This window comes from Kitasatospora sp. NPDC033851 (genome assembly GCF_055576085.1).
Genome location: NZ_JBVIRL010000007.1, coordinates 52,661 through 78,198, shown reverse-complemented (window position 1 = coordinate 78,198; position 25,538 = coordinate 52,661). Strand labels below are relative to the sequence as shown.

Annotated in this window: 25 protein-coding genes and 1 tRNA gene; 8 read left to right on the top strand and 18 right to left on the bottom strand. The window is 73.0% G+C overall.

Annotated features, from left to right (window positions below; translation table 11 throughout):
• The first annotated feature begins 1 nt into the window (after nt 1).
• Nucleotides 2-961, top strand: a complete 960-nt coding sequence (locus tag ACZ51D_RS15860; RefSeq protein ID WP_465623041.1) for an aromatic ring-hydroxylating oxygenase subunit alpha — start codon at nt 2-4, stop codon at nt 959-961.
• Nucleotides 962-1,302: 341 nt separating this feature from the next.
• Here ACZ51D_RS15860 and ACZ51D_RS15855 read toward each other — a convergent pair whose 3' ends face one another.
• The 11 genes from ACZ51D_RS15855 to ACZ51D_RS15805 form a co-directional block, all read right to left on the bottom strand.
• On the bottom strand, nt 1,303-3,000 hold the full coding sequence (locus ACZ51D_RS15855) for an FAD-dependent oxidoreductase (protein ID WP_465623040.1): 1,698 nt from the start codon (nt 2,998-3,000) through the stop codon (nt 1,303-1,305).
• 63 nt (nt 3,001-3,063) lie between these two features.
• Nucleotides 3,064-3,975: an AurF N-oxygenase family protein gene (locus ACZ51D_RS15850; protein WP_465662573.1), complete on the bottom strand. Its 912-nt coding sequence runs from the start codon at nt 3,973-3,975 to the stop codon at nt 3,064-3,066.
• A 215-nt stretch (nt 3,976-4,190) separates the two neighbouring features.
• Entirely contained in the window at nt 4,191-5,246 is a 1,056-nt protein-coding gene (locus ACZ51D_RS15845; RefSeq protein WP_465662572.1) for an alpha/beta hydrolase, read from the bottom strand.
• Between the two features lie 137 nt (nt 5,247-5,383).
• Nucleotides 5,384-6,652, bottom strand: a complete 1,269-nt coding sequence (locus ACZ51D_RS15840; RefSeq protein WP_465662570.1) for an RNA polymerase sigma factor — start codon at nt 6,650-6,652, stop codon at nt 5,384-5,386.
• Entirely contained in the window at nt 6,649-7,056 is a 408-nt protein-coding gene (locus ACZ51D_RS15835) for a YciI family protein (RefSeq protein ID WP_465662568.1), read from the bottom strand. Before ACZ51D_RS15835 ends, ACZ51D_RS15840 begins: the two co-directional genes overlap by 4 nt.
• Before the next feature lie 205 nt (nt 7,057-7,261).
• Complete coding sequence (locus ACZ51D_RS15830) at nt 7,262-8,290, bottom strand: RNA ligase family protein (RefSeq protein WP_465623032.1); 1,029 nt, start codon at nt 8,288-8,290, stop codon at nt 7,262-7,264.
• A gap of 67 nt (nt 8,291-8,357) precedes the next feature.
• Nucleotides 8,358-9,134 (bottom strand): MerR family transcriptional regulator, encoded by a 777-nt coding sequence (locus ACZ51D_RS15825; protein ID WP_465662566.1) that lies wholly within the window; start codon nt 9,132-9,134, stop codon nt 8,358-8,360.
• Nucleotides 9,135-9,347: 213 nt separating this feature from the next.
• Nucleotides 9,348-10,481, bottom strand: a complete 1,134-nt coding sequence (locus ACZ51D_RS15820; RefSeq protein WP_465662564.1) for a serine hydrolase domain-containing protein — start codon at nt 10,479-10,481, stop codon at nt 9,348-9,350.
• 186 nt (nt 10,482-10,667) lie between these two features.
• Nucleotides 10,668-11,915, bottom strand: coding sequence for a 3-phosphoshikimate 1-carboxyvinyltransferase (gene aroA, locus ACZ51D_RS15815; RefSeq protein ID WP_465662562.1), 1,248 nt, complete (start codon nt 11,913-11,915; stop codon nt 10,668-10,670).
• A gap of 223 nt (nt 11,916-12,138) precedes the next feature.
• On the bottom strand, nt 12,139-12,813 hold the full coding sequence (locus ACZ51D_RS15810) for a response regulator transcription factor (protein ID WP_465662560.1): 675 nt from the start codon (nt 12,811-12,813) through the stop codon (nt 12,139-12,141).
• Complete coding sequence (locus ACZ51D_RS15805) at nt 12,810-14,069, bottom strand: sensor histidine kinase (protein ID WP_465662558.1); 1,260 nt, start codon at nt 14,067-14,069, stop codon at nt 12,810-12,812. The genes ACZ51D_RS15810 and ACZ51D_RS15805 overlap by 4 nt, the downstream gene beginning before the upstream one ends.
• 178 nt (nt 14,070-14,247) lie before the next feature.
• Between ACZ51D_RS15805 and ACZ51D_RS15800 the strand changes: the two genes are divergently transcribed.
• Both ACZ51D_RS15800 and ACZ51D_RS15795 read left to right on the top strand, forming a co-directional pair.
• Complete coding sequence (locus ACZ51D_RS15800) at nt 14,248-15,294, top strand: DUF3048 domain-containing protein (protein WP_465662556.1); 1,047 nt, start codon at nt 14,248-14,250, stop codon at nt 15,292-15,294.
• A 118-nt stretch (nt 15,295-15,412) separates the two neighbouring features.
• Complete coding sequence (locus tag ACZ51D_RS15795; protein ID WP_465662554.1) at nt 15,413-15,883, top strand: hypothetical protein; 471 nt, start codon at nt 15,413-15,415, stop codon at nt 15,881-15,883.
• 39 nt (nt 15,884-15,922) lie between these two features.
• Here ACZ51D_RS15795 and ACZ51D_RS15790 read toward each other — a convergent pair whose 3' ends face one another.
• The 3 genes from ACZ51D_RS15790 to ACZ51D_RS15780 are packed head-to-tail and all read right to left on the bottom strand — an operon-like array spanning nt 15,923 to nt 18,406.
• Nucleotides 15,923-16,477 (bottom strand): hypothetical protein, encoded by a 555-nt coding sequence (locus ACZ51D_RS15790; protein ID WP_465623019.1) that lies wholly within the window; start codon nt 16,475-16,477, stop codon nt 15,923-15,925.
• A 2-nt stretch (nt 16,478-16,479) separates the two neighbouring features.
• Nucleotides 16,480-18,279, bottom strand: coding sequence for a DEAD/DEAH box helicase (locus tag ACZ51D_RS15785; RefSeq protein ID WP_465662552.1), 1,800 nt, complete (start codon nt 18,277-18,279; stop codon nt 16,480-16,482).
• A gap of 4 nt (nt 18,280-18,283) precedes the next feature.
• Nucleotides 18,284-18,406: a hypothetical protein gene (locus tag ACZ51D_RS15780; protein ID WP_465623016.1), complete on the bottom strand. Its 123-nt coding sequence runs from the start codon at nt 18,404-18,406 to the stop codon at nt 18,284-18,286.
• Between ACZ51D_RS15780 and ACZ51D_RS15775 the strand changes: the two genes are divergently transcribed.
• Nucleotides 18,399-18,683, top strand: a complete 285-nt coding sequence (locus ACZ51D_RS15775; protein WP_465662550.1) for a hypothetical protein — start codon at nt 18,399-18,401, stop codon at nt 18,681-18,683. The two genes, ACZ51D_RS15780 and ACZ51D_RS15775, sit on opposite strands and share 8 nt — an antisense overlap.
• Nucleotides 18,684-19,377: 694 nt before the next feature.
• Here ACZ51D_RS15775 and ACZ51D_RS15770 read toward each other — a convergent pair.
• From ACZ51D_RS15770 to ACZ51D_RS15755, 4 genes are all read right to left on the bottom strand, one after another.
• Nucleotides 19,378-19,461, bottom strand: a tRNA-Leu gene (locus tag ACZ51D_RS15770).
• A gap of 142 nt (nt 19,462-19,603) precedes the next feature.
• Entirely contained in the window at nt 19,604-19,798 is a 195-nt protein-coding gene (locus ACZ51D_RS15765; protein ID WP_465662548.1) for a DUF397 domain-containing protein, read from the bottom strand.
• 20 nt (nt 19,799-19,818) lie between these two features.
• Nucleotides 19,819-19,956, bottom strand: a complete 138-nt coding sequence (locus ACZ51D_RS15760; protein ID WP_465662683.1) for a DUF397 domain-containing protein — start codon at nt 19,954-19,956, stop codon at nt 19,819-19,821.
• Complete coding sequence (locus ACZ51D_RS15755; RefSeq protein ID WP_465662546.1) at nt 19,913-20,374, bottom strand: DUF5753 domain-containing protein; 462 nt, start codon at nt 20,372-20,374, stop codon at nt 19,913-19,915. Before ACZ51D_RS15755 ends, ACZ51D_RS15760 begins: the two co-directional genes overlap by 44 nt.
• Before the next feature lie 237 nt (nt 20,375-20,611).
• On the opposite strand from ACZ51D_RS15755, the gene ACZ51D_RS15750 reads away from it, so the two are divergent.
• From ACZ51D_RS15750 to ACZ51D_RS15735, 4 genes are all read left to right on the top strand, one after another.
• Complete coding sequence (locus tag ACZ51D_RS15750) at nt 20,612-21,040, top strand: ATP-binding protein (protein ID WP_465623008.1); 429 nt, start codon at nt 20,612-20,614, stop codon at nt 21,038-21,040.
• A gap of 13 nt (nt 21,041-21,053) precedes the next feature.
• A complete protein-coding gene (locus ACZ51D_RS15745) occupies nt 21,054-21,620 on the top strand; it encodes a hypothetical protein (RefSeq protein ID WP_465623007.1) in 567 nt (188 codons plus the stop codon).
• 300 nt (nt 21,621-21,920) lie between these two features.
• Entirely contained in the window at nt 21,921-23,474 is a 1,554-nt protein-coding gene (locus tag ACZ51D_RS15740; protein ID WP_465623005.1) for an AMP-binding protein, read from the top strand.
• 145 nt (nt 23,475-23,619) lie between these two features.
• Nucleotides 23,620-25,311 (top strand): DUF885 domain-containing protein, encoded by a 1,692-nt coding sequence (locus tag ACZ51D_RS15735; RefSeq protein WP_465623003.1) that lies wholly within the window; start codon nt 23,620-23,622, stop codon nt 25,309-25,311.
• The last annotated feature ends 227 nt before the right edge of the window (nt 25,312-25,538 follow it).

Below are 25,538 nucleotides of genomic sequence, written 5' to 3'. Positions count from 1 at the left end.
CATGGACGAACGCCGCGCGCCGCTGCCGTACCCGAGCGGCTGGTTCTGTGTCGGCCGGGTCCGGGACCTGCCGCCCGGGCGGGTGCGGACGGCCCGGCTGATGGGCGAGGACGTGGTGCTGTACCGGACCCGTCGGGGCGCGGTGCGTGCGGTGGGGCCGCACTGTCCGCACCTGGGCGCGCACTTCGGGGCGGGCGGGACGGTCCGGGGCGAGGAACTGGTCTGCCCGTTCCACGGTTTCGCCTTCGGCCCGGACGGCTCGTGCACCGGAGCGCCGGACGGCACCCGGTTCCGGGCGTCGCTGACGACGCGTCGGCTCTGCGAGCGGGACGGCGCGTTGTTCGTCTGGCGGGGGGCGGACGGCGAGGCTCCCGGGTGGGAGCTGCCGCCGGCGGTCGGGGTGCGGCCGCTCGCCTGGTGGAGCGGGGAGGTGCTGTCCCACCCGCAGGAGGTGATGGAGAACAGCGTCGACTTCCGGCACGTGAGCGTGCTGCACGGCCTGGACACCCGGGAGACCGCCCCGCCGGAGGTGGACGGCCCGCTGTTCACCGTCCACCAGCGCACCACGACCCGTTTCCCGGGGCTGGGCGCGGTCCGTCTGGAGCAGCCGGTGACGCTGGCCGGGCTCGGGATGATGCGCCTGGTGGCCGACCTGCCGGAACTGCGCAGCACGTTGCGGGTCTGGTTGCTGGCGACGCCGGTCGCGCCGTGGCGGACCAGGATCCGGTTCGCGGTGAGCAGCACGGTGCCGGTGCCGGGGGTCGGGTCGGCGAGGGCCCTCGACCGGGCGGCGTCCTGGCTGGCGCTGCAGGCTTCGGTGCGGATCATCAAGCAGGACCGGCCGGTGCTGGCCCACAAGCGCTACCTGGAGCAGCCGCGGCTCGTCCCCGGGGAGCGCTCGCTCGGGCTGTTCCGACGCTGGGCCCGGCAGTTCTACCCGGAGGCGTATCCCGTGGGCTGACCCCCGCCGCCGGGCGCGGCCAGGGTCTCCCACACCGGGTCGGGCAGTCCGGGCACGGACCGCCCCTCGGCCTGCCACCGCCGGGCCAGCTCGGCATAGATGGGCGCCTCCGGATCGGGTTCCCCGGGTGGCTCCAGCCCATGCAGGATCGTTTCTTCGACCGGCCGCCGACGCGGTACCGGCATCACCCCGAATCCACTCACACCGGCCCAACGCACCCCACCCGCGCCGGGACACGGTCGCGTCAACCCGGAGGCCCGCACATCAACCCCTCGCGGGGCCCGGCCCGGGGTTGATGTGCAGGAAGTCGGCCCGGTCGACTTCCTGCACATGTCCCGCGCCTACCGCCGCCGGCCCGCCGCCAGCAGCTCGGGCACGGTGGCGAGCTTCACCCGGGGCCGCCCCTCGGCCTCGCCCCGCTCCCGCTCGGCCCGGTCCACCGCCCGCAGTTCCCTCAGCCCGACGGCGTCCGGCCGCCGACGCCGCACCAGCCGGTCGAAGTCCTTGCGCCCCGCCCCCGGTACGGGCAGCGCGCGGGCGGCCGCGTCGTCCAGCAGCGCGTCCACGGTCTCGCGCGCGCAGGCCCGGTTGGCGCCGATCCCGCCGGACGGCCCGCGCTTGGCCCACCCCACGACGTACGTCCCCGGCAGCGGCTGCCCGGTCGCCGGGTCGACGACCCGGCCGCCCCGGTGCGCGACCGTCCCCGTCTGCTCGTCGAACGGCAGCCCCGGCACCGGCACACCGCGGTGCCCGATGGAGCGCACGACCAGCCCGGCCCGCAGCACCTCGTTCTCCCCGGTGGCCTCGGCCCGCTCCCCGTCCACCAGCGTGGTCCGCTCGACGGTCAGGGCCTCGACCCGCCCGTCCCCGGACAGCTCGACCGGCGCCGACAGGAACCGCAGCACGATCCGCCGCCCCGCGGCCGGGCCCGGCTCGGCGGCCCCGTCGCACGGGACCAGCGGCAGCCCGGCGAGCAGCGCGGCCTGCGAGTCCGGCGCGGTCCGCGAGTCCGGTGCGGTCTGCGGATCCGCCACCGCCGCCTCGATCGCCGCCCGCACCTCCGGGTGGTCCTCGACCACCACCTCGACGCCCGGCAGCTGCCGCAGCGCCAGGAACTCCGCCCTCGTCCAGGCCGCCTGCTCGGGACCGCGCCGGGCGAGCAGCACGACCTCCCGCACCCGGCTGCGGCGCAGCGCGGCGAGGGCGTGGTCGGCGATGTCGGTGGCGGCGAGCCGGTCGGGGTCGGTGAGCAGGATGCGGGCGATGTCCACGGCCACGTTGCCGTTGCCGACCACGACCACCCGCTCCGCCGACAGTTCCACGGCGTCGGCCGGCACGGTCGGATCGGCGTTGTACCAGCCGACGAACGCGGTCGCGGGCAGGCTGCCGGGCAGGTCCTCGCCGGGGATGCCGAGCCGGCGGTCGGCGGCCGCGCCGACCGCGTACACCACCGCGTGGTGGTGCGCGGCGAGTTCCCGGTGGGTGACGTCGGTGCCGATGTCCACGTTGAGGTGCATCCGCAGCCGCGGGTCGCGGAAGACGCTCGCGAAGCTCTCCGCGATCCGCTTGGTGGACTGGTGGTCGGGCGCGACGCCGTGCCGCAGCAGACCGCCGGTGACCGGCAGCCGGTCGATCATGGTGATCTCGGCGCTGGTGCTGCGCAGCAGTTCCTGCGCGGTGTACCCGGCGGACGGCCCGGTGCCGACCACGGCGATGCGCAGCGCGCCGAGTTCGCCCGGCAGGCTGCGCGGGAAGCTGGGCCGGCCCCAGGCGTGGTCGCTGGGGTGGTCGCGGAACCAGTCGCGGTTGAGGTCGCCGAACACGGTGTCCGGACCGCGCAGCCGGTCGACCGGGAACACCGCGTCCACCGGGCAGGCGTCGGCGCAGGCGCCGCAGTCGATGCACGCCTGCGGGTCGATGTAGAGCATGTCGGTGGTGCCGAACTCCGGCTCGTCCGGGGTCGGGTGGATGCAGTTGACCGGGCAGACGGACACGCACGAGGCGTCGTTGCAGCAGGTCTGGGTGATCGCGTAGGCCATGGCCGGAGTGGGGTCCTCGCTGTGTGCGATGGGCGGAAGTGACCTGACGTGCCTGACGGTCAGTCAGAGCATGTGCACGCGGCGGTAGATGGCCGCCGATCGACTGGTGAGCAGCCCGGCCTCGGCGAGGAAGGCCATCAGGTGCCGGGAGCTGGTGCGCATCATCGCCTTGCGGTGCTCGTTGGCCCGCGCCTCGGCGATCGCCCGCGGCACGTCGAGCCCGGCGGCCTTGTACACGCCCGGGTGGACCATGCTGGTGACGATGACGTACGCGCCCACGGCGATGCCGGTGGCCGAGGCGCGCCGCCGGGCCGGGCTCGCGTGGCGCATCCGCTCGCGGACCTCCTGCCGGGCGAACTTCATGTGCCGCGACTCCTCGACCACGTGGATCCGGGAGGTGCCGCGGACGATCTCCAGCACGTTCTCGCCGCGCATCCAGTCGCGCTGCATGACGTCGAGCACCTCTTCGGCCACCAGGATGCCGCCGTAGGCGAGTTCCCCCTTGGCGAGCGACTTGAACGCGCGGCCGGCCTGGGCGATCAGCTTGTTCGGCCGGTAGGCGGGAACGCCCATCTTCTCGCAGGCCCGGGCGAACATGATCGAGTGGCGGCACTCGTCGGCGATCTCGGTGAGCGCGAACTGGAACGCGGCGCCGGCGGGGTTCTTGAGGTACTGGTCGCGCAGCACCATCTGCTGGAGGATCATCTCGAACCAGATGCCGGTGTTCATGATCGAGCAGACCTCGTGCCGGGTCAGGGTGACCCGCTGCCGCTCGGCCATCTCGTCCCACAGCCGGGTGCCGTAGAGCGTGCTCCACTCGGGGTTGAGGCCGTAGTGCTCCTCGGGGAGCGGGGCGTCCCAGTCGATCTCGGTCGAGGGGTCGAAGGAGAGGGTGGCGGCCGACTCCAGCAGCCGCTTCGAGACGTCGTCGTCGGCGGCGGTGTGGCCGCGCTCCGTCTGCCGGGTGAGAGCCATGGCTGCCTCCAGGTGCCTGCGCCGCGGGTTCCCGCTGACCCGCTTATTAGACGGACAGTACAATAAGAGCCCACTGCCGAGAACCCCCTGTGCGGCGGTGAACTGGTGCACGGTCGGCGGCGGACGCGCGAAGGGCGGGGCCCGCCGAGGCCCCGCCCTTCACTCCGCTCCCGTCGGCCCCTGTTCGGCCCGCCGACCCTTGTTCGGCCCGCCGGCTACGCCGCGCCGCCCAGCGCCTTCCGCAGCGCCTCGGCCGCCTCGGCCGTCGCCTCCCGGAAACGGTGACCGACGCCGAGGTAGCTGGCGTAGCCGTGGATGAGGTCCGGCTGCCGGCTCAACCGCACCGCCACTCCCGCCTCCTGCAACGCCCGCGCGTACGCCTCGCCCTCGTCGCGCAGCGGGTCGAAGCCCGCGGTGCCGACGTACGCGGGCGGCAGGCCGGACAGGTCCCCGGCGAGCAGCGGCGACAGGCGCCGGTCGGTGCGGTCGGCGTGGTCGGGCGCATACCGGTCGGCGAACCAGTCCATGTCGGCGCTGGTCAGGAAGAACCCGTCGGCGAACAGCTCGCGCGACGGGCGGCGGACCGAGGCGTCCGCCGCCGGGTACAGCAGCAGCTGGAACACCGGCGCGGGACCACCCCGCCGCACGGCCTCCTGGGTCGCGACGGCGGCCAGGTTGCCGCCCGCGCTGTCCCCGCCGATCGCGATCCGCTCCGGGTCCGCGCCCAGGTCGGCCGCCTTGGCGTGCGCGTAGTCGAACGCGGCCAGCGCGTCCTCGGCCGCCGCCGGGAACACGTGCTCGGGCGCCAGCCGGTACTCCACCGACAGCACCCGCACCTGCGCCCGCTGCGCCAGGAACCGGGCGACGTGGTCGTGACTGGCCCGGCTGCCGACCACCCAGCCCCCGCCGTGCAGGTACACCAGCAGGCCGGAACCCTCCGCCAGACCGTCCGGCGTGTACAGCGTCGCCGCCAACTCCCCCTGCTCCTGCGGGATCCCGACGGCCCGCGCGGCCACCGAACGCAGCGTCGGCCCGCCCACCAGGTGCCGCGCGTACTCCATCGCGGCCCGCGACGGCCCGACCCCGCCCGGCATCACCAGGGCCGCCTTCGACAGCCGCTGCAGCGTGAGGATCAACTGCGCGTCCAGCGCGAGCGTCTGCCCGTCCCGCACCACCAGCTTGCCGGCGATCGCCCGCCGCAGCCCCTCCGGCAGGGCGTACGCGCCCCGGACGACGGCGGCCTGGATCCGGACGGGGAGTGGGATCGTCATCTCTTCTGCCTCCTGGGGACGGTTCTGCCCGAACGGGAGCCCATGATGGGGCCGCCCCGGCAGCGTGGGAAGCCCCCTCGACGCCCCCTGAACCCACCCTCGACCCGCCGGGCCGGCCTGGCCGGCTGGCCCCCGCCTCAGCCCACGCCCCCTCCACCGGCCTCGAGCCGCTGGGCCCGGGCCGCCAGGTGGCGGCGTTCCGGGGCGCTGGAGGTCCGGGCGGCGGCTTCGCGGTAGGTACGGGCGGCGGCGGCCGGGTCGGTGCCGAGGCGCTCGAGGAGGTGGGCGCGGGCGGCGAGGAGGCGGTGGTGGCGGGCGAGGCGCTTGTCGGCGGCGAGCCCGTCGAGGAGGGCGAGCCCGGCCGCCGGGTCGTGCACCATCGCCACCGCGACGGCCCGGTTGAGGGCGACCATCGGGTTGGCGTCGAAGCACAGCAGCAGGTCGTACAGCGCCAGGATCTGCGGCCAGTCGGTGTCCTCGGCGGTCGCCGCCTCGCTGTGCACCGCGGCGATCGCCGCCTGCACCTGGTACGGCCCGGGCTGCCCGCCCGGGAGCGCGGCGGCGATCAACTCCAGCCCTTCGCCGAGCAGTTCGCGGTCCCAGCAGACACGGTCCTGTTCGTCCAGCGGCACCAGCCCGCCGTACGGACCGGTGCGGGCGGGCCGGCGGGCGTCGGTGAGGAGCATCAGGGCGAGCAGTCCCGCCGTCTCGGCGTCGTCCGGGGTGAGGCGCAGCAGCAGCCGGGTCAGCCGGATCGCCTCGGCGGCGAGCCGCGGCACGGTCAACTCCTCGCCGCCGCTGGCCGTGTAGCCCTCGTTGAAGATCAGGTACAGCACGTGCCGGACCTCGCCGAGCCGCGCGGCCCCGCTCTCGCCGTCGGGCAGCGCCAGCCGTCCGCCCGCCGCTTTCAGGGCCTGCTTGGCCCGGCTGATCCGCTGCGCCATGGTCGCCTCGGGCACCAGGAACGCGGCGGCGATCTGCGCGGTGGTCAGGCCGCCGACGGCACGCAGGGTCAGCGCGATCCGGCTCGGCACGGACAGTGCCGGATGGCAGCAGAGGAACAGCAGCGCGAGCGAGTCGTCGGCCGCCGGGTCGGGCGCGTCGGCGGCGGGGGCGAGCAGCGCCGCCTGCGGGGTGGCCGGCGCCAGTGACTCCTCCCGGCGGCGGCGTGCCGACTCGCTGCGCACCTGGTCGATCAACCGACGGTCGGCGACGGTCACCAGCCAGCCGCGCGGGTTCGCCGGCATCCCGTCCGCCGGCCATTGCAGCGCGGCGGCCAGCAGCGCCTCCTGCACCGCGTCCTCGCACGCGTCGAACGCCCCGCCGTGCCGCCGCACCAGCACGCCGAGGACCTGCGGCGCCAGTTCGCGCAGCAGGCCCTCGACGGAGACGTTGCCGATGCTCACTCACTCACCGGGAGGTCGCCCACCGGGAGGTCGCCCACCGGGAGGTCGTTCACCGGCGACTCGTGCAGGATCGGCCACAGCTCCACCGGCTCCACGTCCGCGAACGGCATGTCGGCGGCGATCCGCTGGGCGCGCTCCAGGCTCTCGCAGTCCAGGAGGTAGAAGCTGGCCAGGTACTCCTTGGTCTCCAGGTACGGCCCGTCGGTGACCACCGGCACCCCCTCCGCCCGCCGCACCAGCTGCGCGGCGGCCGCGTCCGCCAGCCCGTACGCGCCGACCAGTTCGCCGCTCTCGCGGTACCTGGCGTTGAACGCCTCCTGCTTGGCGATCGCCTCCGGCCAGGCCTCGGCCGGGAAGGCGTCCCACTTGGCCTGGTTGCCGTAGATCATCGCGAGGTACTTCATCTCGGGTGTCCCCTCCGGTCCCACGCGCCCCTCCGGCGCGCTGTCACCTCTCGGTCGGAGCGGCGGGGCGGGCCCTCGACATCGGTCGAGAAATTTCTCCGAAGATTTTTTCCGCGCCCCCGAAGCCCCCCGGGAGGTTCCGATGATCACGGTACGGCAGGCCCCCTGAGCAGTCGCGTCGCCCGGGCGCCCGTTCCGGCATCGCTCAGGTGCCGCGCCGCTCGTCCGCGTCGAAGGCCGCGAGGGCCAGCGCCCCCGGTTCCAGCGACCGCCGCAGCGCCGCCCTGGCGGACGTCTCCAACCCGCCCAGGGCTTCGGCGAGTTCGTCCGTCACGTCCTGCGCGATCTCCTCCGCCACCGCCTCCGTGGCTGTTCGCGGCCCCAGTTTGCTGACGGCGGCGGCCGCCCGGGCGGGGGTGAGCAGCGCCGATGCCTGGACCAGCAGCCACGCCGGCACTCCGGCCGCGCCTTCCGGCGGGGGCAGATAGGGGCGGGCGCCGCCGTAGCGCTCGTCTTCGGCGAAGGCCCGCTGTTTCACCTTCACCAGCGGCCGCACCACCGCCCCCTCCGTGCCCGACTCCTGCCATTGCCCGGCCGGTTTGAGGACGTACCCTTCCGCGAGGTTGTCCGCCAGTTCGGGCAGCCCGTTCAGCGCGGGCACCCGGCTCGGGAACAGCACGGGCAGGTCGTGCAGCGCGTTCAGCGGGCCGTGTGCGAGGAGCGGTACGCAGGTGAGCCCGGCGGTGGCCGCGATCGTGCGCAGGGCACGGTCGGCGATCCACCAGCGGCCCTCGGGTGTCTGCACGGTGGCGTCGAAGGGCAGCCAGCGCAGGCCGGGGTCGTACCAGATACCGGTCTGCACCGGGTCGACCCCGGCGACGGCAGGCACCTCGGGGTGGGGGTAGCGTCCGCCGGCCAGTTCGCCGTAGATCGTCACCACCGCCGAGGGGCCCCAGGTCTCGCGCACCGCACGGGCGAACCGGGCCGCGGCGACGGCGAGTCGGGGCCAGATGCGGCTCACCCCGAAGAAGTCGTCCAGGGCCTCGTCGTCCAGCAGTTCGCGCCGTTTCGCGGCCCGCACGGAGTCGCCTTCGCAGACGATCGCGAAGTGCGCGCCGTGCACCTTCTCCGCCGCGGTCCACTCGCGGCTGCCGGGTCCGCCGGAGCGGCCGCGCGCGGGGATCTTGGGGTAGGGCCGCAGCTCGGCCCCGTCGAACGCCGTCGTCTCGGACACGAACGGGATCCTCGCCGCTGGGCCCGCTCCCCGGCAACCGGGATTCCGAAGGAGCTCGGGTCTCCCGTCAGCGGCGGGGGGCGGGTACGCCGGCGGAGCGGAGTCTGGCCTCGGTGAGCGCGGTCAGCCGGGCCGCGACGGGTGCCTGGTTGCCGCGGTGGTTGTCGATCAACCGGTACTGGGCGGAGGCCCTGCTCCAGGCCCGCAGGCTGGCGGGGTCGCCCAGGAGGGCGGGGTTGGCGAGGTAGTGGTCGGCCATGGCGGTGGCGAGCTCCTCGATCCTGGGGTCGTCCGGTTCCCAGCTCTCGGCTTCCTGGCCGCGCTTGGCCAGGTCGACGTACGCGGGGTCGTCGAGGCGGTGTTCGAGCTGGGCCAGGAAGCCGTCGAAGCCCTCCGGCACGAGCACCCGGGCCAGCACCAGGGCCTCGCGTTGCGCGGCCACGTAGTCGGGGCCGAAGCCGAGGCCGGGCATCCGGTCCAGGATCGCGCAGGCGCGTTCGGGCAGCAGGGCCCGGTCGCCGTCGGCGAGCCGGTGCAGCGTGTCACGGCGTGCGCTCAGCTCCTCGATCCGTTCGGTCAGCCGCCGTCCGACATCGGCGACGGCAACGGCGAACTCCTCGGTGCCGGCATCGAGGAGGGGCCGGATCTCGGCGAGCGGCACTCCGGCGGCAGCCAGCGTGCGGACTTGCACGAGCCGTAGCAGTTCGGCCGATCCGTACCGCCGGTAGCCGGAGGCGTCGCGCGGCGGTTCGTCGACGAGCCCGAGCTGGTGGTAGTGCCGCACGGTCTTCACCGTGACGCCGACGTAGGACGCCGCCTGCCCGATCGTGACTCCGTTCGCCATCTACTCTGCCTGCCTCGTGCTCGGGCCCGGCGGCTGCGCGCACTGCCGCCGGCCGGGTGGATGGGGACCGCCGGGTGGATGGGGACCGCCGGGTGGATGGGGACCGCCGGGTGGATGGGGACCGCCGGGGACCGCCGGGGACCGCCGGGGACCGCCGGGGACCGCCGGGGACCGCCGGGAACGATCCCCCCGAAGCGTACGGGGCGCGGGTGTTCAGCCCGTCGGCCGTGCCGGGTCGGCCTGCCCGCCGCGGAACACCTCGTCGACGAGGCGCTGTTGGACGTTCTGGAACCCGGCCGCGAGGGTCATGTCGGCGTCGTCCACGTAGCTCAGCCCGGCGGTCAGGGTCGTGCGGCCGTCGGGGGTGGCGTACATCAGCGTCGCCGAGCCGATGGTGGCGCCGTGGTGGTGGTAGAGGGTGCCGACGCCCGGGCCCAGGTCCTGCGCGAACACGCCCAGGCCGTAGCCGACCGTCGCCTCCGGGGTGCGCATCTCGGCGAGCAGATCGACCGGCTGCCCGGTCGGCAGGAGCCTGCCGCCCATCAGCGCGGAGAAGTACGTGTGCAGGTCCCGGGTGGTGGAGATCATGTCGCCGCCGGCCGCGACCCAGGTGGGGTTGTGGCGGGTGATGTCGACCGTCTTCTCCTGCCCGTCCTCCTCGTAGCGGTAGTAGCCGTGGTTGTGGGGCTCGGGGATCTCGGGCGAGGTGCCGGGTGCGACGGTGCCGGTCATTCCCAGCGGCCCCAGGATCAGCCGCTGCAGTTCCTCGGCGAACGTGCGGCCGGTGACCGCCTCGATCACCAGCCGGGCCAGCACGTAGTTGGTGTTGGAGTAGCTCCAGCCCGTGCCCGGCGCGAACCGGGCCGGCTTGGACAGCGACAGTCGGACCAGCTCCTCGGGCGGGTAAACGCGGAACCGCTGGTCCACCCATTCCCTGCCGCGCCAGGCGACGCCCGGCACGACCGTCCCGTCCTCGAGGAGTTCACCGGTGTGGCTGAAGATCCCGCTGGCGTGCTGCAGCAGCATCCGTACGGTGATCCGCCGGTCGAGCCCGAACGCGGGCAGGTGGTCGGCGGCCGGAGCGTCCAGGGCGATCCTGCCCTCGGCCACCAGCATGAGCACCGTGGTCGCGATGAAGCTCTTGGTGGAGCTGCCGATGCGGAAGTGCCCATCGGCCAACGCCTCCGCGTCCCGGCCCAGTTCGCGCACCCCGGCACTGCCGGCCCACTCGCCGTGTTCGTCGTTCACCCGCAGCTGCACCCCGACGAAGCCGGACGCGGCGATCTCCTCGATCGTCTTCCGCAGCTCCGGACGGTCCTGGCCCTGGTGGGAAGAGGTGGTGGACATGGCGCTCTCCTTCGCATCCGTGGTGCCCGGCTCGGTGCCGGGCCCGCTGCGATGAGCCTCCACCCCGCCCCAGGGTCAACCTCAAGCGTGATCCGGGTCACATCCGTGGACCCGCCCGAGCCCCCTCGTCTCTCCGCCCCTCCGCCCCGTCGGCGCCCGGTCAGACCGCCCGGTCAGGCCGCCCGCTCAGACCGCCCACTCCGTCCGCAGCCGCGCGAAGGCCTCGTGGAACCCCGGGAAGGTCTTCCGCACGCACCCCGGGTCGTCGAACGTGATCCCGGGCGTGCGCAGCGAGGTGACGGCGAAGGACATCACGATCCGGTGGTCGGCGTGCGTGGCGATCTCGACCGGGCGGGGCGTGCCGGGGTGGATCTCGATCCAGTCGTCCCCGGTCGCCACCGTGATGCCCATCGCGCGCAGGTTGGCGGCGCAGGCCTCGAGCCGGTCGCACTCCTTGACCCGGGTGTTGTGGACGTCCTCGATCCGCACCGACCCGGACGCGAAGGGCGCGATTGCCGCGAGGGTGGGCATGGTGTCGGAGATGTCCCGCATGTTGACGGTGAGGCCGTCGAGCGTGCCGTCGCCGGTCACCGTCGTCCGGTCGCTCCCGATGTCCACCCGGACGCCCATCCGCCGCAGCACGTCCACGAAGCGCAGGTCGCCCTGGAGGGCGCCTCGGCCGAGGCCGGGGACGGTGATCTCCCGGCCGGCGAGGGCCGCGGCGGCGAAGAAGTAGCTCGCGGTGGAGGCGTCCGGCTCGACGGCGTACCCGGTGGCCCGGTAGCCCCCGGACGGCACGTCGAACACCTCGCCGCGCGGCGTCCGCTCCCGCTTCACCTCGACCCCGAACTCCCGCATCATCGCGAGGGTGATGCCGATGTACGGGGCCGAGACCAGCCGGGTGACGGTGATCCGCAGCCCGTCCCGGGTGAGCGGGCCGAGCAGCAGCAGTGCGGTCAGGTACTGCGAGGACTCCCCGGCGTCCAGGGTGAGTTCGCCGCCGCGGACGCCGTCGGCGACGACGGTGAGCGGGTGGTGCCCCTCGGCTTCCTCGTGCCGCAGGTCGACGCCCAGCTCGCGCAGCGCCCGGGTCAGCGGGGCGACCGGGCGGCGGCGCATCTGGGCGGAGGCGTCGAAGCGGTAGGTGCCGTGGCCGGCGGCGGCGAGGGCGGGCAGGAAGCGCGCGGTGGTGGCGCCGTCCCGGCAGTACACCTCGGCCGCCTCGGCGGCGGGCCCGGCCGGCCGTCCCGTGACCCGCCACCGGTCCGCCGCCCGCTCGACCTCGTAGCCGAGCGCGGCCAGTCCCTGCGCGAAGCCTTCGGTGTCGTCCGAGGCCAGTGGCCGGTGCAGGGTGGTCACGCCGTCGGCGGCGGCGGCCAGGAACAGCGCCCGGGCGGTGATGGACTTGGACCCCGGGATCTCTACGGCAGTCACGGCAGGCTCTCCCCACACAGGTGTTGTCCGGACCGAGGTGCGTCCGGCGGCGTCGGCCCCGATCCTGCCCCACCGACCCCCTGCCGTTCCCGACCATCCACGGACCGGACGACGACGGGGAGGACGACCGGACGACGATGCCCGGACGACGACGACCGGACGACACGGCCGGACGACGACGGCCGGACGCCGTGGGCTCGGCAGCGCCCCCAGAGCCCGAGCCTCACGCGCCCTGCAGGCCGGGCACGACCAGCCCGGACTCGTACGCGATCACCACCGCATGGGTCCGGTTCTGCGCGCCGAGCTTGGTCAGCACGTTCCCGACGTGCGTCTTCGCCGTCTCCAGGCTCACCGCCAGCGACTCCGCGATCTCCGGGTTCGACAACCCGGTCGCCATCAGCCGCAGCACCTCCTCCTCCCGCCCGGTCAGCGCCGCCCTGGGCAGCGCCTCGGCCGAGTTCAGCGGGCGGGCGGCCACCATCCGGCGCAGCGCGGCCGGGAAGAGAATCGCCTCCCCGGCCGCCGTGACCCGCACCGCCTCGGCGATCTGCGGGACGGGCCGCCGCTTCAGCACGAAGCCGCTCGCTCCGGCGCTGAGCGCGGCGGTCACGTAGTCGTCGTTCTCGAAGGTGGTGATCACGACGACCTTCGGCGGGTCGGCGCTGTCGTCGAGCAGTGCGCGGGTCGCCTCGATCCCGTTGCGGCGCGGCATCCGCACGTCCATCAGCACCACGTCCGGCCGCAGCCGCCGCACCTGCTCGACGACCTCGACCCCGTCCGCCGCCTGCCCGACCACCGCGAGGCCCGGCTGAGCCCCCAACAGGGTGCTCAGCCCGCTGCGGGTCACGGGGTCGTCGTCGGCGATCAGAACGGTGACGGGGGCTTGCGGGCTGCTCACGCCGCCAACCGTAGCGGCAGCCGAACGGCCAGCCGCCAGCGCCGCGGGGCGTCGCCGTCGCCGTCGCCGTCGCCGTTGCCGTTGCCGTTGCCGTTGCCGTCCGGGCCGGCCTCGAACTCGCCGTGCAGCAGGCGGACGCGCTCGGCGAGGCCGGTCAGGCCGTGGCCGGAGGTCGGGAAGCCGCTCGGCCCGGCCTTGATCCCGTTGACGACGCTCAACTCCAGCCCGTCCGCCGCCACCGCCACCCGGAGCCGGATCGGCCCGCCCGCCCCGTGCCGCAGCGCGTTGGTCAGGCCCTCCTGGACAATCCGGTACGCGGCGCGGGAGAGCGTGCCGTGCACGGCGGCCGGGTCGCCGACGGTCTGCGTCTCCACAACCGCGCCCGCGTGGCGCAGCCGGTCCAGCAGCTCGGGCAGGTCGGCGAGGGTCCGGGTCGGCGCGGTGCCCGAGTCTTCCTCCCTCAGCACCCCCAGCACGTAGTCCAGATCCTCCAGCGCCGCGCGGGTCGACTCCTCGATGCTGCGCATGGCGGCCCGGGCGGCCACCGGGTCGGCGGCGAGCACCTCGCCCGCGACGGCGGCCTGGATGGTGGCGGCGGTCAGGGTGTGCCCGATCGAGTCGTGCAACTCGTGGGCCAGCCGGTTGCGTTCGGCCAGCGCCCGCTCCCGCTCGGCGGCCAGCGCCAGCCGCTCCGCCGGCGACGGCCCGAGCAGCCGCGGCGCCAGCCACCGCAGCGCCCCCGACACCGCCACGAACAGCACCAGCGCCAGCGCCAGGAAGATCGCCGCCGCCACCCAACGCCAGCCGGCCGTCAGGTCCTTGGACCACCCGAACAGGCTCAGCTGCGCCTTGCCCTCCGCGTACCGGCCGGGCAGGAACAGCGCCATCACCAGCAGCACACCGCCGCCGAACAGCACCACCCACCCCGACACCACGTGCAGCACCAGGAACACCGGCGTCCGCCACCGCTCCCCCGGCGGCCCCTTCACCGGCTCCGGCACCGCCACCCGGAGCAGCCGCCGTGCCACCCGGACCAGCACCCGCCGCGTGCCCCCGGCCAGCCCGGTCACCCCGATCAGCACGGCCCAGAGCAGCAGCGCCGACCCCGCCTGCACCACGTAGGGAGCCGACCGCATCCCGGCAGCGGGTACCAGCGCGACGAGCGCCAGGGGCAACCCCGCCAACGCCCCGAGAACGGCGAACAGCACACCCGTGTAGGTGGAGCCGCGCAGCAGCGGCCGAATTCCGTTGATCATGGTCGCCAGTATTGCCGTGCCCACCGGCGCCGACCTCCCCCGATCGAGGGAGCACCCGAACTCGTACACCTGCTCGGGCAACTCCGGTTGAGCGATCCGGAACTGCGGTACGTAACGGTAAGTGACGGCTTCGGGGAGCGGGCTCGCAGTCCGCCCCGCCCACGGGAAGGAAGCCCCCGTGAAGATCCGCACCACGACCCGGGCACCGGCGAACGCCCCACGTGCCCGAGCGAAGGTCACGCTGGCGCTCGCGGTGGCGGGGACGGCCGCCGGGCTCGCCGCCCTCCAGGGCTGCGGCAGCCCGGGACACAAACCCGTACAGTCCGCGCCCACCCAGCCCGCGCCCGCACAACCCACGCCATCGCCCACACCGCCCTCACCCACGCAGCCGCCGAACCCGCCGCCGTCGAACCCGCTGGACAACGTCGGCACGGCGGGCAACACCCTCGCCGTGAAGATCGACAACGTCGGCGCCCGGGTACAGGCGATCCACCAGGGGCTCGCCGCGGCCGACATCGTGTACTGGATCGAGGTCGAGGGCGGCCAGTCCCGGTTCCTCGCCGTGTACGACGCGAACCACCTGCCCGCCCTGGTCGGCCCGGTGCGTTCCGCCCGGCAGACCGACATCCCGCTGCTCCAGCAGTACGGGCACCTCGACTTCGCCTACAGCGGCGCCATCAGCGGGCTCATCCCGCTCCTCGGCGCGGCCGACCTGCGCAACGTCACCCCGTTCACCGACCCGGCCGTGTTCACCGACCGCGCCGTCGACCCCACCTTCATCGACCCGCACCGGATCCTCACCGCGCACCCGTCGGTGCCCGCCCGCTCCCCCGGCTTCACGTTCGGTGCCGCGCCCGCCGGGGGCAGCCAACTCGCCGCCATGACCTGGCACCTGCCCGCCGCGTCGATCGGCGTGCGCTTCGACGGCGGCGCGTACGACGTCGCCGTGGACGGCCGCCCGGCCTGGTCCGGCACCGCGACCGTCGTCGCCCAGCACGTCGGCATCGTTCCCGGCCTGTTCACCGACTTCAACGCCGGGCACCCCGACAACGAGGTGTTCACCCGCACCACCGGCTCCGGGACGGCCGAGGTGCTGCGCGACGGCCGGGTGTGGAGCGTGCGGTGGAGCCGGCCGGACCCTGCGGCGGGCACGTCGTTCACCCTGCCCGACGGCGCCGCCGTGCCCTTCGCCACCGGGCCCGTGCTGGTGGTGCTGGTGCCGTGACCGTGCACACGGCGGCACTCCCCGCCCGCCGCCACACCGAGCAGCACGCCGAGCAGCCGACCGAGCAGCACAGGAGCAGCCCACCGAGCAGCCGACCGAGCAGTAACAGGAGCCGACCATGGCCATCTCCCCGCTCCCCCGCCGCACCGCCCTCAGCCCCCGGGTGCTGACCGTCTGGCTGCTCAAGGCCCTGGCGGTCGCGGCGCTCGCCGTCGACGCCGCCATCCACGCCGAGCTCGCCCCCGACTACGACCCGTACGGCGCGGACATCTCCCAGGGCACGCTGTTCCGGGCCGAAGCCGCCGTGGCCTGCCTGGCCGCGCTGCTCCTCCTGCTCGCCGCCCGCCGGCGCGCGGTGTGGGCGTTCGCCTTCCTCGTGTCGGCCTCCGCGCTCGGCGCCGTCCTCCTGTACAGCCACGTCGACGTGGGCACGCTCGGCCCGCTGCCGAACATGTACGAGCCGGCCTGGTACCCGAAGAAGACCGCCACCGCGATCGCCGAAGCCGTCGGCACCGCGGCCGCCCTCGCCGGCTTCCTGGCCATCCGCCCGGGACTCCTCACCAGACTCCGGCGCCCACCCTGGCGCTGAACGCCGGCTCACCGGCAGGTCGCCCTCAGGCCGGCCGGGTCAATCGGCCGCCGTGAAGTAGGCGGCCGGATCAAGGGAGTTGAGCGCGATCCAGCGCTGCGCTTCGGTGGGCGCCCGGCCGCCGCCCGCCGAAGCGCGGAAGAAGCCCTGCACGTCTAGAGCGATGCGGGGATCGTCGTCGATGCGCCGCGCCATGTCGTAGTAGACGGACAGCTCATGGACGCACCGCGGGGTGGCGGACGGGCAGGAGCAGTCGACGCTGTCGAGGGCCGGCGCGGGCGGATGGCCCGCGTCGGCGAGCGCGCGGTACAGGTCGTCGGTGAGCAGGGGCTGGATGCCGCTCAGCTGACGGGAGATCTCGGCCGCCGCCTCCGGGGACATCGGCGCGACCTCGATCGTGACCACCGAGGTGCCGCGACCTCGGTGCACGACGGCACGCACGGTCCGGTCGTCGAACGTGATCCGGACCTTCCCGTCGCGTGCCGTGCGGCGTGCGCTCGGCAGCTGGGGATCAGGACGGGTCTGGCGCAACGACTCGGCGAACCGGACCCAGTCCTTGCCCCACTTCGTGTAACCGTAGTCGTGGTCGGCCATGGTCAGTTGACTCGCTTCCGGCGCAGGACCTCGATGAGACGGTCGTCGTCAAGTCGGGCCAGCTCGGCGACGCCGGACGTGTCGGCGATGTCCGACAGCGCGGACTTGCGGTCGTGCATGGCCGCGATGTGCTCCTCGACAGTGGTACCGGTGGTCAGGGTGGTGACGGTGACCGGGCGGGTCTGACCGATCCGGTGGACCCGGTCGGACGCCTGGGCCTCCACGGCCGGGTTCCACCACCGGTCGAAGTGGATGACGTCGGCCGCGCGCGTAAGCGTGAGCCCGGTGCCCCCTGCTTTCAGGCTGAGGACGAGCACCTTCGGACCGTCGTCCGACTGGAACCGGCGGACGATGTCGGCCCGCTGCTCCTGGTTCAGGCCACCGTGGAAGAACGGCGCACTCACCCCGAACTGTTCGGCGAAGTGCCGGACCAGCAGCTCACCGGTCTGCCGGTACTGGGTGAAGACGAGGGTCGGCGAGTCGCTCTCCAGGTTGTTGGCCACGATGTCGGCGCACAGGTCGAGCTTGCCCGACCTGCCCGACAGCTCACCGAGGTCGTCCGTGATCAGGCCCGGATGGTTGCAGACCTGCTTGAGCGACGTCAGGACCGCGAGCACCCGGGTCTGCCGCTGGGCGCCGCTGCCGAATCCGTCGTCGATGACCTGGTCCAGCAACCGGTCGTACAACTGCTCCTGCTCCTCGCTGAGGTCGCAGATGAGATCGGCGTGGATCTTGGCTGGGAGTGACCCTGCGACCTGGGACTTCTTCCGCATCAGCACGACCGGCTCGACGGCCCCGCGCAACCGGGCCGAAGCGGCCGGGGAGCCGTCCGCGATCGGCCGCACGAAGCGACGGCGGAACTGCGTCCGGTTCGCGAACAGCTGCGGTGCGACCAGATTGAGCAGCGCCCACAGCTCGTCGAGGTGATTCTCGACGGGCGTTCCGGTCAGGGCGATCCGTGCGTCGGCCGCGATGGTGCGCGCGGCCTTCGACACCTGCGTACGGGGGTTCTTCAGGACCTGCGCCTCGTCGAAGACCGCGGTGCTCCACTGGATCCCCGCCAGGGCCGGGCCGTGCGTGCGCAGCGTGGGGTAGCCGGTGAGCACCACCGTGCCGCTGTCCACCTCGGGCAGCGGCCCGCCGCGCCAGGTCGTGGTCCGCAGTCCGGGTGCGAACCGCGCGATCTCGTGCGCCCAGTTCCCCACCAACGACGTGGGGCAGACCACCAGTTGCGGCGCCCTCTCGGCGCGTCCGGCGATACAACCGATGGCCTGCAGGGTCTTACCCAGTCCCATCTCGTCGGCCAGCACCGCGCCGCCGTGCGTCTCGATGGTCTCGCGCAGCCAGCTCACCCCGCGCACCTGGTAGGGCCTCAGCTCGGCGGTGAGCGCCGTGCGCATCTCGGCCCCCACCGAGGTGGTGCGGCGGAAGACGCCGCCCGCGTGCTCTGCCGTCGTCACCGCGACGCCTGTGGTGTCGGGGACCGCGTGCGCGGCGACCGGAAGGGCCGACTCGCCGCCCGCGATCCACGACCGCCAGGCCTTCACCGACCGGCCTGGCGAGTCGAGGGGCACGGTCAGGAGCCGGTCCGGCTCGATCAGCACGCAGTCGACGTCGGACACCTTGAGCCTGCCGAGGTCCGGCGTCGGCACAGCCAGGGGAACGGTCTCGACGTCGCCGACCGGCGGGGCCGCCCCCACGGCGCCGTCGGCCCAGGTCCACAGGGCGAACATGTGCCGGTCGGGCAGGTAGGTGGCCTGGCTGTCCGACCGCGTCTCGGGGAGTTTCTGCCTGGTTCCCATGGCGTCAGCGGGTGCCCACGTCGTGGCCCTCGCGGACGGGCCGGGCATCGGCCCCGGCAGCCGCGGGCTTGCGCTCCGGGCGCAGGGCCGGCATCAGGCCAGCCGCGCCGAGGAGCGCGATGAGCATGTTCCAGTTCGCACCGACGAACTTCGGCAACGCGGATGCAGTCATGAATACCTTCGGATGCGGTTCGGAAAACCTGACGAGCGGAACCGTAAACAACCGTCAGGCGGGTGTCAATTCCCTGTCGACCGATAACAGTCGGCGATTTTCCGGCGCGGTCGAGGGCATGCCGCCCAGCGTTCTGTCAATTTTTGCAGGTGTGGCCGGGCCGATGATTCATTACGGTCCGGGGGAAGGCATGCCGCCAAGTGCCCTGTCAATTCCTGAACCCGGTGTTTGACCTCGCGGGAATTCCGTGCCACGGAGGCGGGACACGGGGGCCGGCCGCCCCCGCCGGTGCGCCTGCTCCCGGAACCCGTCCTGGCGGGTGGCCTGGCGGGTGAGTGGCCTGGTGCGCGTCGGGAGCGGCAGAGCACCCCGCTGGCCACCCCGTGCAGGCGGCTCTTTCGGCCTGCCGATTCAGCGACCTGAACGCCCTTCCCGCATATCTTCCGAATGGGAGGAGAAGAATTCACCCGGGTCAGTGGGGCGGAATTCGGCGAGTTTGCACGGAGAGGCAGAGAAGAGTGACCCTACAGGGCCAATGGTTACGTCCCGGACAATCCCTCGGCGTACCCATCGGATTCTTGCCGCTCGGGATATTCCATGCGCTGCGTCACAACAGCATACGGAAAGCGGATGTCGTAGCCGTTCTGCCCGTGACGGTGCTGCTGATCGCCTGCTCCGCCGGTCGCCGCCTCGACACGTGATCACCGCCGGCTCGGACTCGCCCTCCCCACGGAACTGGCCGACATGGCCGCCCGCCCGGCGTCCCGTCACGCAGGAAGCACGAGATCACGACCTCGAAGTGCATGCTCACGACCGCGAACGCCGACCCGCACCGCTGACGAACCAGCAGCAACCCAACGAGAAAAGGTGCCTCCCTCAGCAACTTTCGTCGCTGTGAGAAGCACCTTTTCGTCGGTGTTTCATTGTGCGCGAGGGGGGAGTTGAACCCCCACGCCCTTTCGGGCACTGGAACCTGAATCCAGCGCGTCTGCCTATTCCGCCACCCGCGCATCTGGGTGATGGGTTAAGCATAGACCATCTCAAGGGGTGCTTCTGACCACCTCCGGGCGACGCCTGCTCGCCCGCCGTCCGGCCTTGCCCGCCGGACGCGAGCGGTGCGGCGATCCGGGCCGGCGCCGCTTGGAGTCCGGGTCAGCAGTCGACCGGGAAGTCGCCTGCCTGAACCGCCTCGATGAAGGCCCCCCAGGAGGAGTCAGGGAAGGTAAGGACCGGGCCGTGCGGGTCCTTGGAGTCACGGACGGGGACGAGGCCTTGGAATCCGGGGGCTACCTCGATGCAGTTGCCGCCGTTGGTGCCGCTGTAGCTGCTCTTCCGCCAGACCAGCATTGCCAACTCCTTGGTGAGCCTTACGCCGGAAAGTCGCCCTCACGGACGGCCGCCACGAAGGCTTCCCAAGCAGCGGCCGGGAAGACGAGGGCCGGACCATGCGGGTCCTTGGAGTCACGGACAGGGACGAGGCCGGGGAATCCGGGGGCTACCTCGATGCAGTCCCCGCCGTTGTTTCCGCTGAAGCTGCTCTTCCGCCAGGCGGCCGCGGCGAGCTCGTTGCTCATCATCTCTGAAACCCTCCAGCGCCTCGGCGATCAGCCGAAGCGAGTCGCTCTCTGACAGACATTCGGCCCGGAGCTGATCATATCGACGCTGGTACTTGGCCACGGTGGCAGGAGCATCGCTCAGATGCCCTCGATCGAGACTCTCCGAGTAGACGGAGTACTGTCCGTCCGGCAGCTCCAGCAACACCATAGCCGTGTTGATGAGCGTCCGCCGATTCGCAAACGGCGCCACGTGAATGACGATGTTCGGGAGCTGGGCCACCCGCAGCAGGTGCTCCATCTGACGCCGCATCACGCTCGGCCCGCCCACGACCGTACGGATGGCGCTCTCATCGAGAACGACCAGCAACAACGGAGCGGAAGCCGTCGGTCGAGGAACATGATCGCGGAGCTCGCCGTCGTCCCTCGCTTGGTTTTCCGCTGTGCCATGACTGCCCCCAGTTGTGCTCCGCACGTCCCGCACGTCGATCTGGCGTCACCGTACCTCTGCAGCCTCGATGATTGTCACCGGAACGCAATCATGTGCACGCATAGCGTGATTGCGCGCCTTTCGTACGCCCCCATTCCGCCCCCGAGGTGCTTCGCCATGCTCGCTACCCGCCGCCCCCGCACGTTCGCTGTGCGTCTGGACTCCCGCACGGACTCGACCCCGGTCGCCCGCCATCTCCTGCGGGCCTACCTCGCCGCGCTCCCCGCCGGCGACCGCTACTGCGATGTCGCCGAACTCCTCCTCGGCGAACTGTTCGCGAACGCCGTCCAGCACTCCGACGCGCCCGCCGACCGTCTCATCGAGGTCCGCTTCGCCCTCGTCGGCAGCCGCCTGCGCATCGAGGTCCACGACGCCGGCACCGGACGCCCCGCCCTCAACTCCCCCACCCTCGACGACGAGCACGGACGCGGCCTGTTCCTCGTCAACGAGCTGGCCGAGCGCTGGGGTTGCTGCCCGCGTTCGGGCGGCATCGGCAAGTTCGTCTGGGCGCTGGTCGCGCCCTCCTTCTCCTTCGCCACCGTCTGAAGGAGTGCCGCCGATGCAGCCGCCCCTCGCCTCGCTCGCCCGGCACGCCCTCGCCCAGGGCACCGCCCCCGCCGAGGTCTACGCCCTCCTCGCCCGCCGCAGCAACGAACCTCTGCCGTCGGCCCGGGCGGTCTGCCTCGCCCTCGACATCCCCCTCGCCAAGACCACCCGCCGCCTCAACGACTGCTACCACTCCCTCCTCGCCAACCCCCGCCCCAACTCCGAGGCCGACACCGGCGAACTCCTCGAAGCCCTCGGCGTCTTCGACGTCCCCGTCACCCTCACCGACACCGACCGCGCCCTCATCGACCTCTTCCTGGTCGCCATCGACGCCATGGGCGGCATCCGCCCCGGCCACCAGCACGGCCTCGCCCGCTGGTTCACCACCGGCAACCTCACCACCGCCTACCTCTCCCTGGCCGCCGCCCACCCCATGCCCCGCACCGGCGACCCCACCACCTACTGGACCACCCTCATCACCGCCGGCGAACTCCTCGCCGCCGCCCCCAGCCCCGACTTCCGCATCAAACTCGCCCTCGCCCACTGCCGGAACCAGGCCCGGAAGGCCACCGTCGGGTGATCTACTGGATGCCCAACACACGTTTGCCGCCGGCTACTTGAGGCCTTCACCGTGTTCCGCGACGACCGCCCGCGCGACATCCGCGTCCCCACCGACCGCGAGACCGCCGAGCGCTGGGACGCCGTCACCGACCTCACCCTCCGCCCGCCGGCGGCGTTCTGAACCCTCCGACCCCGCCGGTCCGGATACCCGTCGTTGACCGCCCCGGCCCGACCTCCCAATCCCGGGGGACCGAACTACTCCATCGGGCACGAAGAATGGGGTTAGGCTGTGAAGATGGTTGCGAACTGCACAGAAGAAGTGGCCATCAGCGAACCGGAGTTCGTCAGTGCCCCCGCCCTGATCCTTCAGTCCCTCGCCGCCGATCCCGACCGACGGGCCATCACCACCGCCGACGGTGCGGTGATCACCGCCGGCGACTTCGCCGCCGCCACGTACCGCCTCGCCCACGAACTCCTCGCCCGGGGCGCGGCACGCGGCACCACCGTCACCCTGCTCACCGGCAACACCCCCGAGGCGTTGAGCGCCCGGTACGCCGCCGGGCTCGCGGGCGCGCGGGTGGTGAACCTCTACGACGGCATGAGCGCGCCGACCCTCGCCGAGATCGCGGCCAGCGTCGACACCGCCCTCCTTCTCGTGGACGCCGAACGGTACGCGACCGCAGCCGAGTTGCTCCCCCTCGTCGACGTGCCGACCGTCCTCACCCTGGGACCCGGCCCCGGCCCGTCGACCATCGGCGCGGACGTCATCGCCGCGTCCGCCCACCACCCCGCCGAGCCGCCCGCCGTCCGAGTCGGCCCCGACGACGACCTGGGCATCCGCCACACCGGCGGCACCACCGGCATCCCGAAGGGCATCCGCAGCCTGCACGGGCCCTACCGTCGCGTCTTCGACGCCCCGATCGGCAGCGACCCCGCCGACGGCGCGCCCCGGCTCCTCGCAGCCACCCCGCTCGCCCATCTCGCGGGCGTCCTCTGCGACCTGACGCTCCACCATGGCGGATCGGTGGTCCTCCAGCGCTCCTTCGACCCCGGCGCGGTGCTGGCCGCCGTCGAGCGCGAACGCATCACCGACCTCTGGGCGCTGCCCCCACTGCTCTACCAGCTGCTCGACCACCCGGCGGTCGGCCGGACCGACCTGTCCAGCCTGCGGCAGATCGCGTACGGGGGCTGCGCCGCCTCGCCGACCCGGATCCGCGAGGCGCTCAAGGTGTTCGGGCCGGTCCTGACGGGCGCCTACGGGATGTCGGAGGCACAGCTGATCTCCGTGCTCACCCCGCAGGAGCACGACCGGATCGGGCCGGGCGGCAGCCGGGTCCCGGTCGGCCGGCCCCTCCCGGGCGTCGAGGTGGTGATCCGGGCCGCCGACGGCACCGGGCTGCCGACCGGCGAGCAGGGCGAGATCCACATCCGCGCCGCCACCATCATGGCCGGGTACTGGAAGCGGCCCGACCTCACCGCCGAGGTCCTGCGCGACGGCTGGCTGAACACCGGCGACATCGGCTACCTCGACGAGGACGGCTACCTCTTCCTGGCCGACCGCCTCAAGGACAAGATCATCGTGGTCGGGGGGCACGTCTACCCCGACGAGGTCGAGGAGTTGCTCCTCACCCACCCGGCGATCGCCCGGTGCGCGGTCTACGGGGTGCGCGACGCCCAGGAAGCGGAGCACGTCCACGTCGCCGTCGTCCCCGCACCCGGGCAGCAGCCCGAACTGGCGGACATCCGCGCGTACGTCACGGCCCGCAAGGGCCGGATGTACGCACCGGAGGCCCTGCACGTGATGGCCGAGATCCCGCTGACGGCCGTGGGCAAGCCGGACAAGAAGCTGCTGCGCGACTCCCACGCGGGCTGAGGACGGCCCCGGGGGGCGTTTCCCTTCGATTCAATCAAACCCTCCGAAGGGAAACGCCCCGGTCGACAGCGACCGGTCGTCAGCCCACCAACAGTCGGGGCACACACCGTCGGGGCAACCCGGACGGGTACGCCATCATGGCGCCATGGCAGATGAAACGATCACCGCTCGCACTATCGCCGACCGTTACCTCGACCACGTGGCCGCCCAAAGCCCCTTGAACGCCGCCTGGTTGGGCCTGCACCCCGGCGACGACCGGCAGCCGGACCTCTCCCCCGAAGGATTCGAGGCGCTCGCCGACCTCGCCCGACGCGCCCTCACCGACCTCGACGCCACGACCGCCGCCACCGGCCCCGCCCCGGAAGACCCCGCCGACCAGAACTGCGCCCGACTCCTCCGCGAACGCCTCACCGCCGAACTGGCCGTCCACGACGCCGGCGAGAACCTCCGCCAGCTGCGCAACATCTCCGCGCACGTCCACCAGGTGCGGAAGATCTTCACCTACATGCCGACCGCCACCGACGACGACTGGGCCACCGTGGCCGGCCGGATGCGCAACCTGCCCGCCGCACTCGACGGCTACCGGGCCACCCTCACCGAAGGGATGAACCGGCGCCTGCTCGCCGCGCCCCGCCAGGCCGCCACCGTCATCGACCAGCTCACCGCCTGGACCGGCGAAGGCACCGGAAACGCGGGATGGTTCGCCGACTTCGTCACCCCCGGCCCCGAGCAGCTGCGCGGCGAACTGGACGCCGCCGCCCTCCGGGCCACCGCCGCCGTCGCCGAGTTCCGCGACTGGCTGCGCGACACCTACGCGCCGGCCACCGCCGACACCCCGGACGCCGTCGGCCGGGAACGCTACCGGCTCGCCGTGCGCCACCACACCGGCGCCGACATCGACCTCGACGAGGCGTACGCCTGGGCCTGGAGCGAATTCCACCGCACCGCCGCCGACATGCGTGCCGCCGCCGAACGCGTCCTGCCCGGGGCGGGCGCCCTCGCGGCGATGCGGCACCTGGAACGGCACGGCCACGCGGTCCAGGGCGAGGAAGCGATCCGCGACTGGCTGCAGCAGACCATGGACCGGGCGATCACCGCCCTCGACGGCACCCACTTCGACATCTCCGGACCACTGCGCCGGGTCGAGTCCCGGATCGCACCGGCAGGCAGCGCCGCCGCGCCTTACTACTCCGGCCCCAGCCTGGACTTCAGCCGCCCCGGCCGCACCTACCTGCCCACCCTCGGCCGGGACACCTTCCCGACCTGGCAACTCGTCAGCATCTGGTACCACGAGGGCGTTCCCGGCCACCACCTGCAACTCGCCCAGTGGGTCGCCGTCGCCGACCGACTCAGCCGCTACCAGACCACCCTGGGCATGGTCAGCGCCAACGTCGAAGGCTGGGCCCTGTACGCCGAGCGCCTCATGGACGAACTGGGCTTCCTCGACGACCCGGCCCACCGCCTCGGCTTCCTCGACGAACAGATGCTGCGCACCATCCGGGTGATCATCGACATCGGCATGCATCTCGGCCTCGCCATCCCCGCCGACGCGGGCTTCCACCCCGGCGAACGGTGGACTCCGGAACTCGCCACCGAATTCATGGCCACGTACAACGGCAGTCCCGCCGACATGCGCGACAGCGAGATCGTCCGCTACCTCGGCTGGCCCGGCCAGGCCATCGGCTACAAGATCGGCGAACGCGCCTGGCTCCAGGGACGCGAAGCCGCCCGCCACCGCCAGGGCGCCGCCTTCGACCTCAAGACCTGGCACATGAAGGCCCTCACCCAAGGCTCGCTCGGCCTCGACGACCTGGTCGAGCAGCTCGCCGCACTCTAGGAGCGGCGGGAACTCCAGGAACCGGCTCCGAACGCCGGGAACGGCGCCGTACTCGAGGAGCGTCGCACAACCCCCGCCAAACCCCCCGGAGACCCCCACCGGACTTCACCCCACCGTGGGGTTTCGCTCAACGAACCACCACCCCGCTGCCGAGAAGCCAAGAGGGGTGGCGGCGCTGAGGGCTGCCACCCCACCTCCCCCACCCGCACCGGCCCTGCCTGACTCCT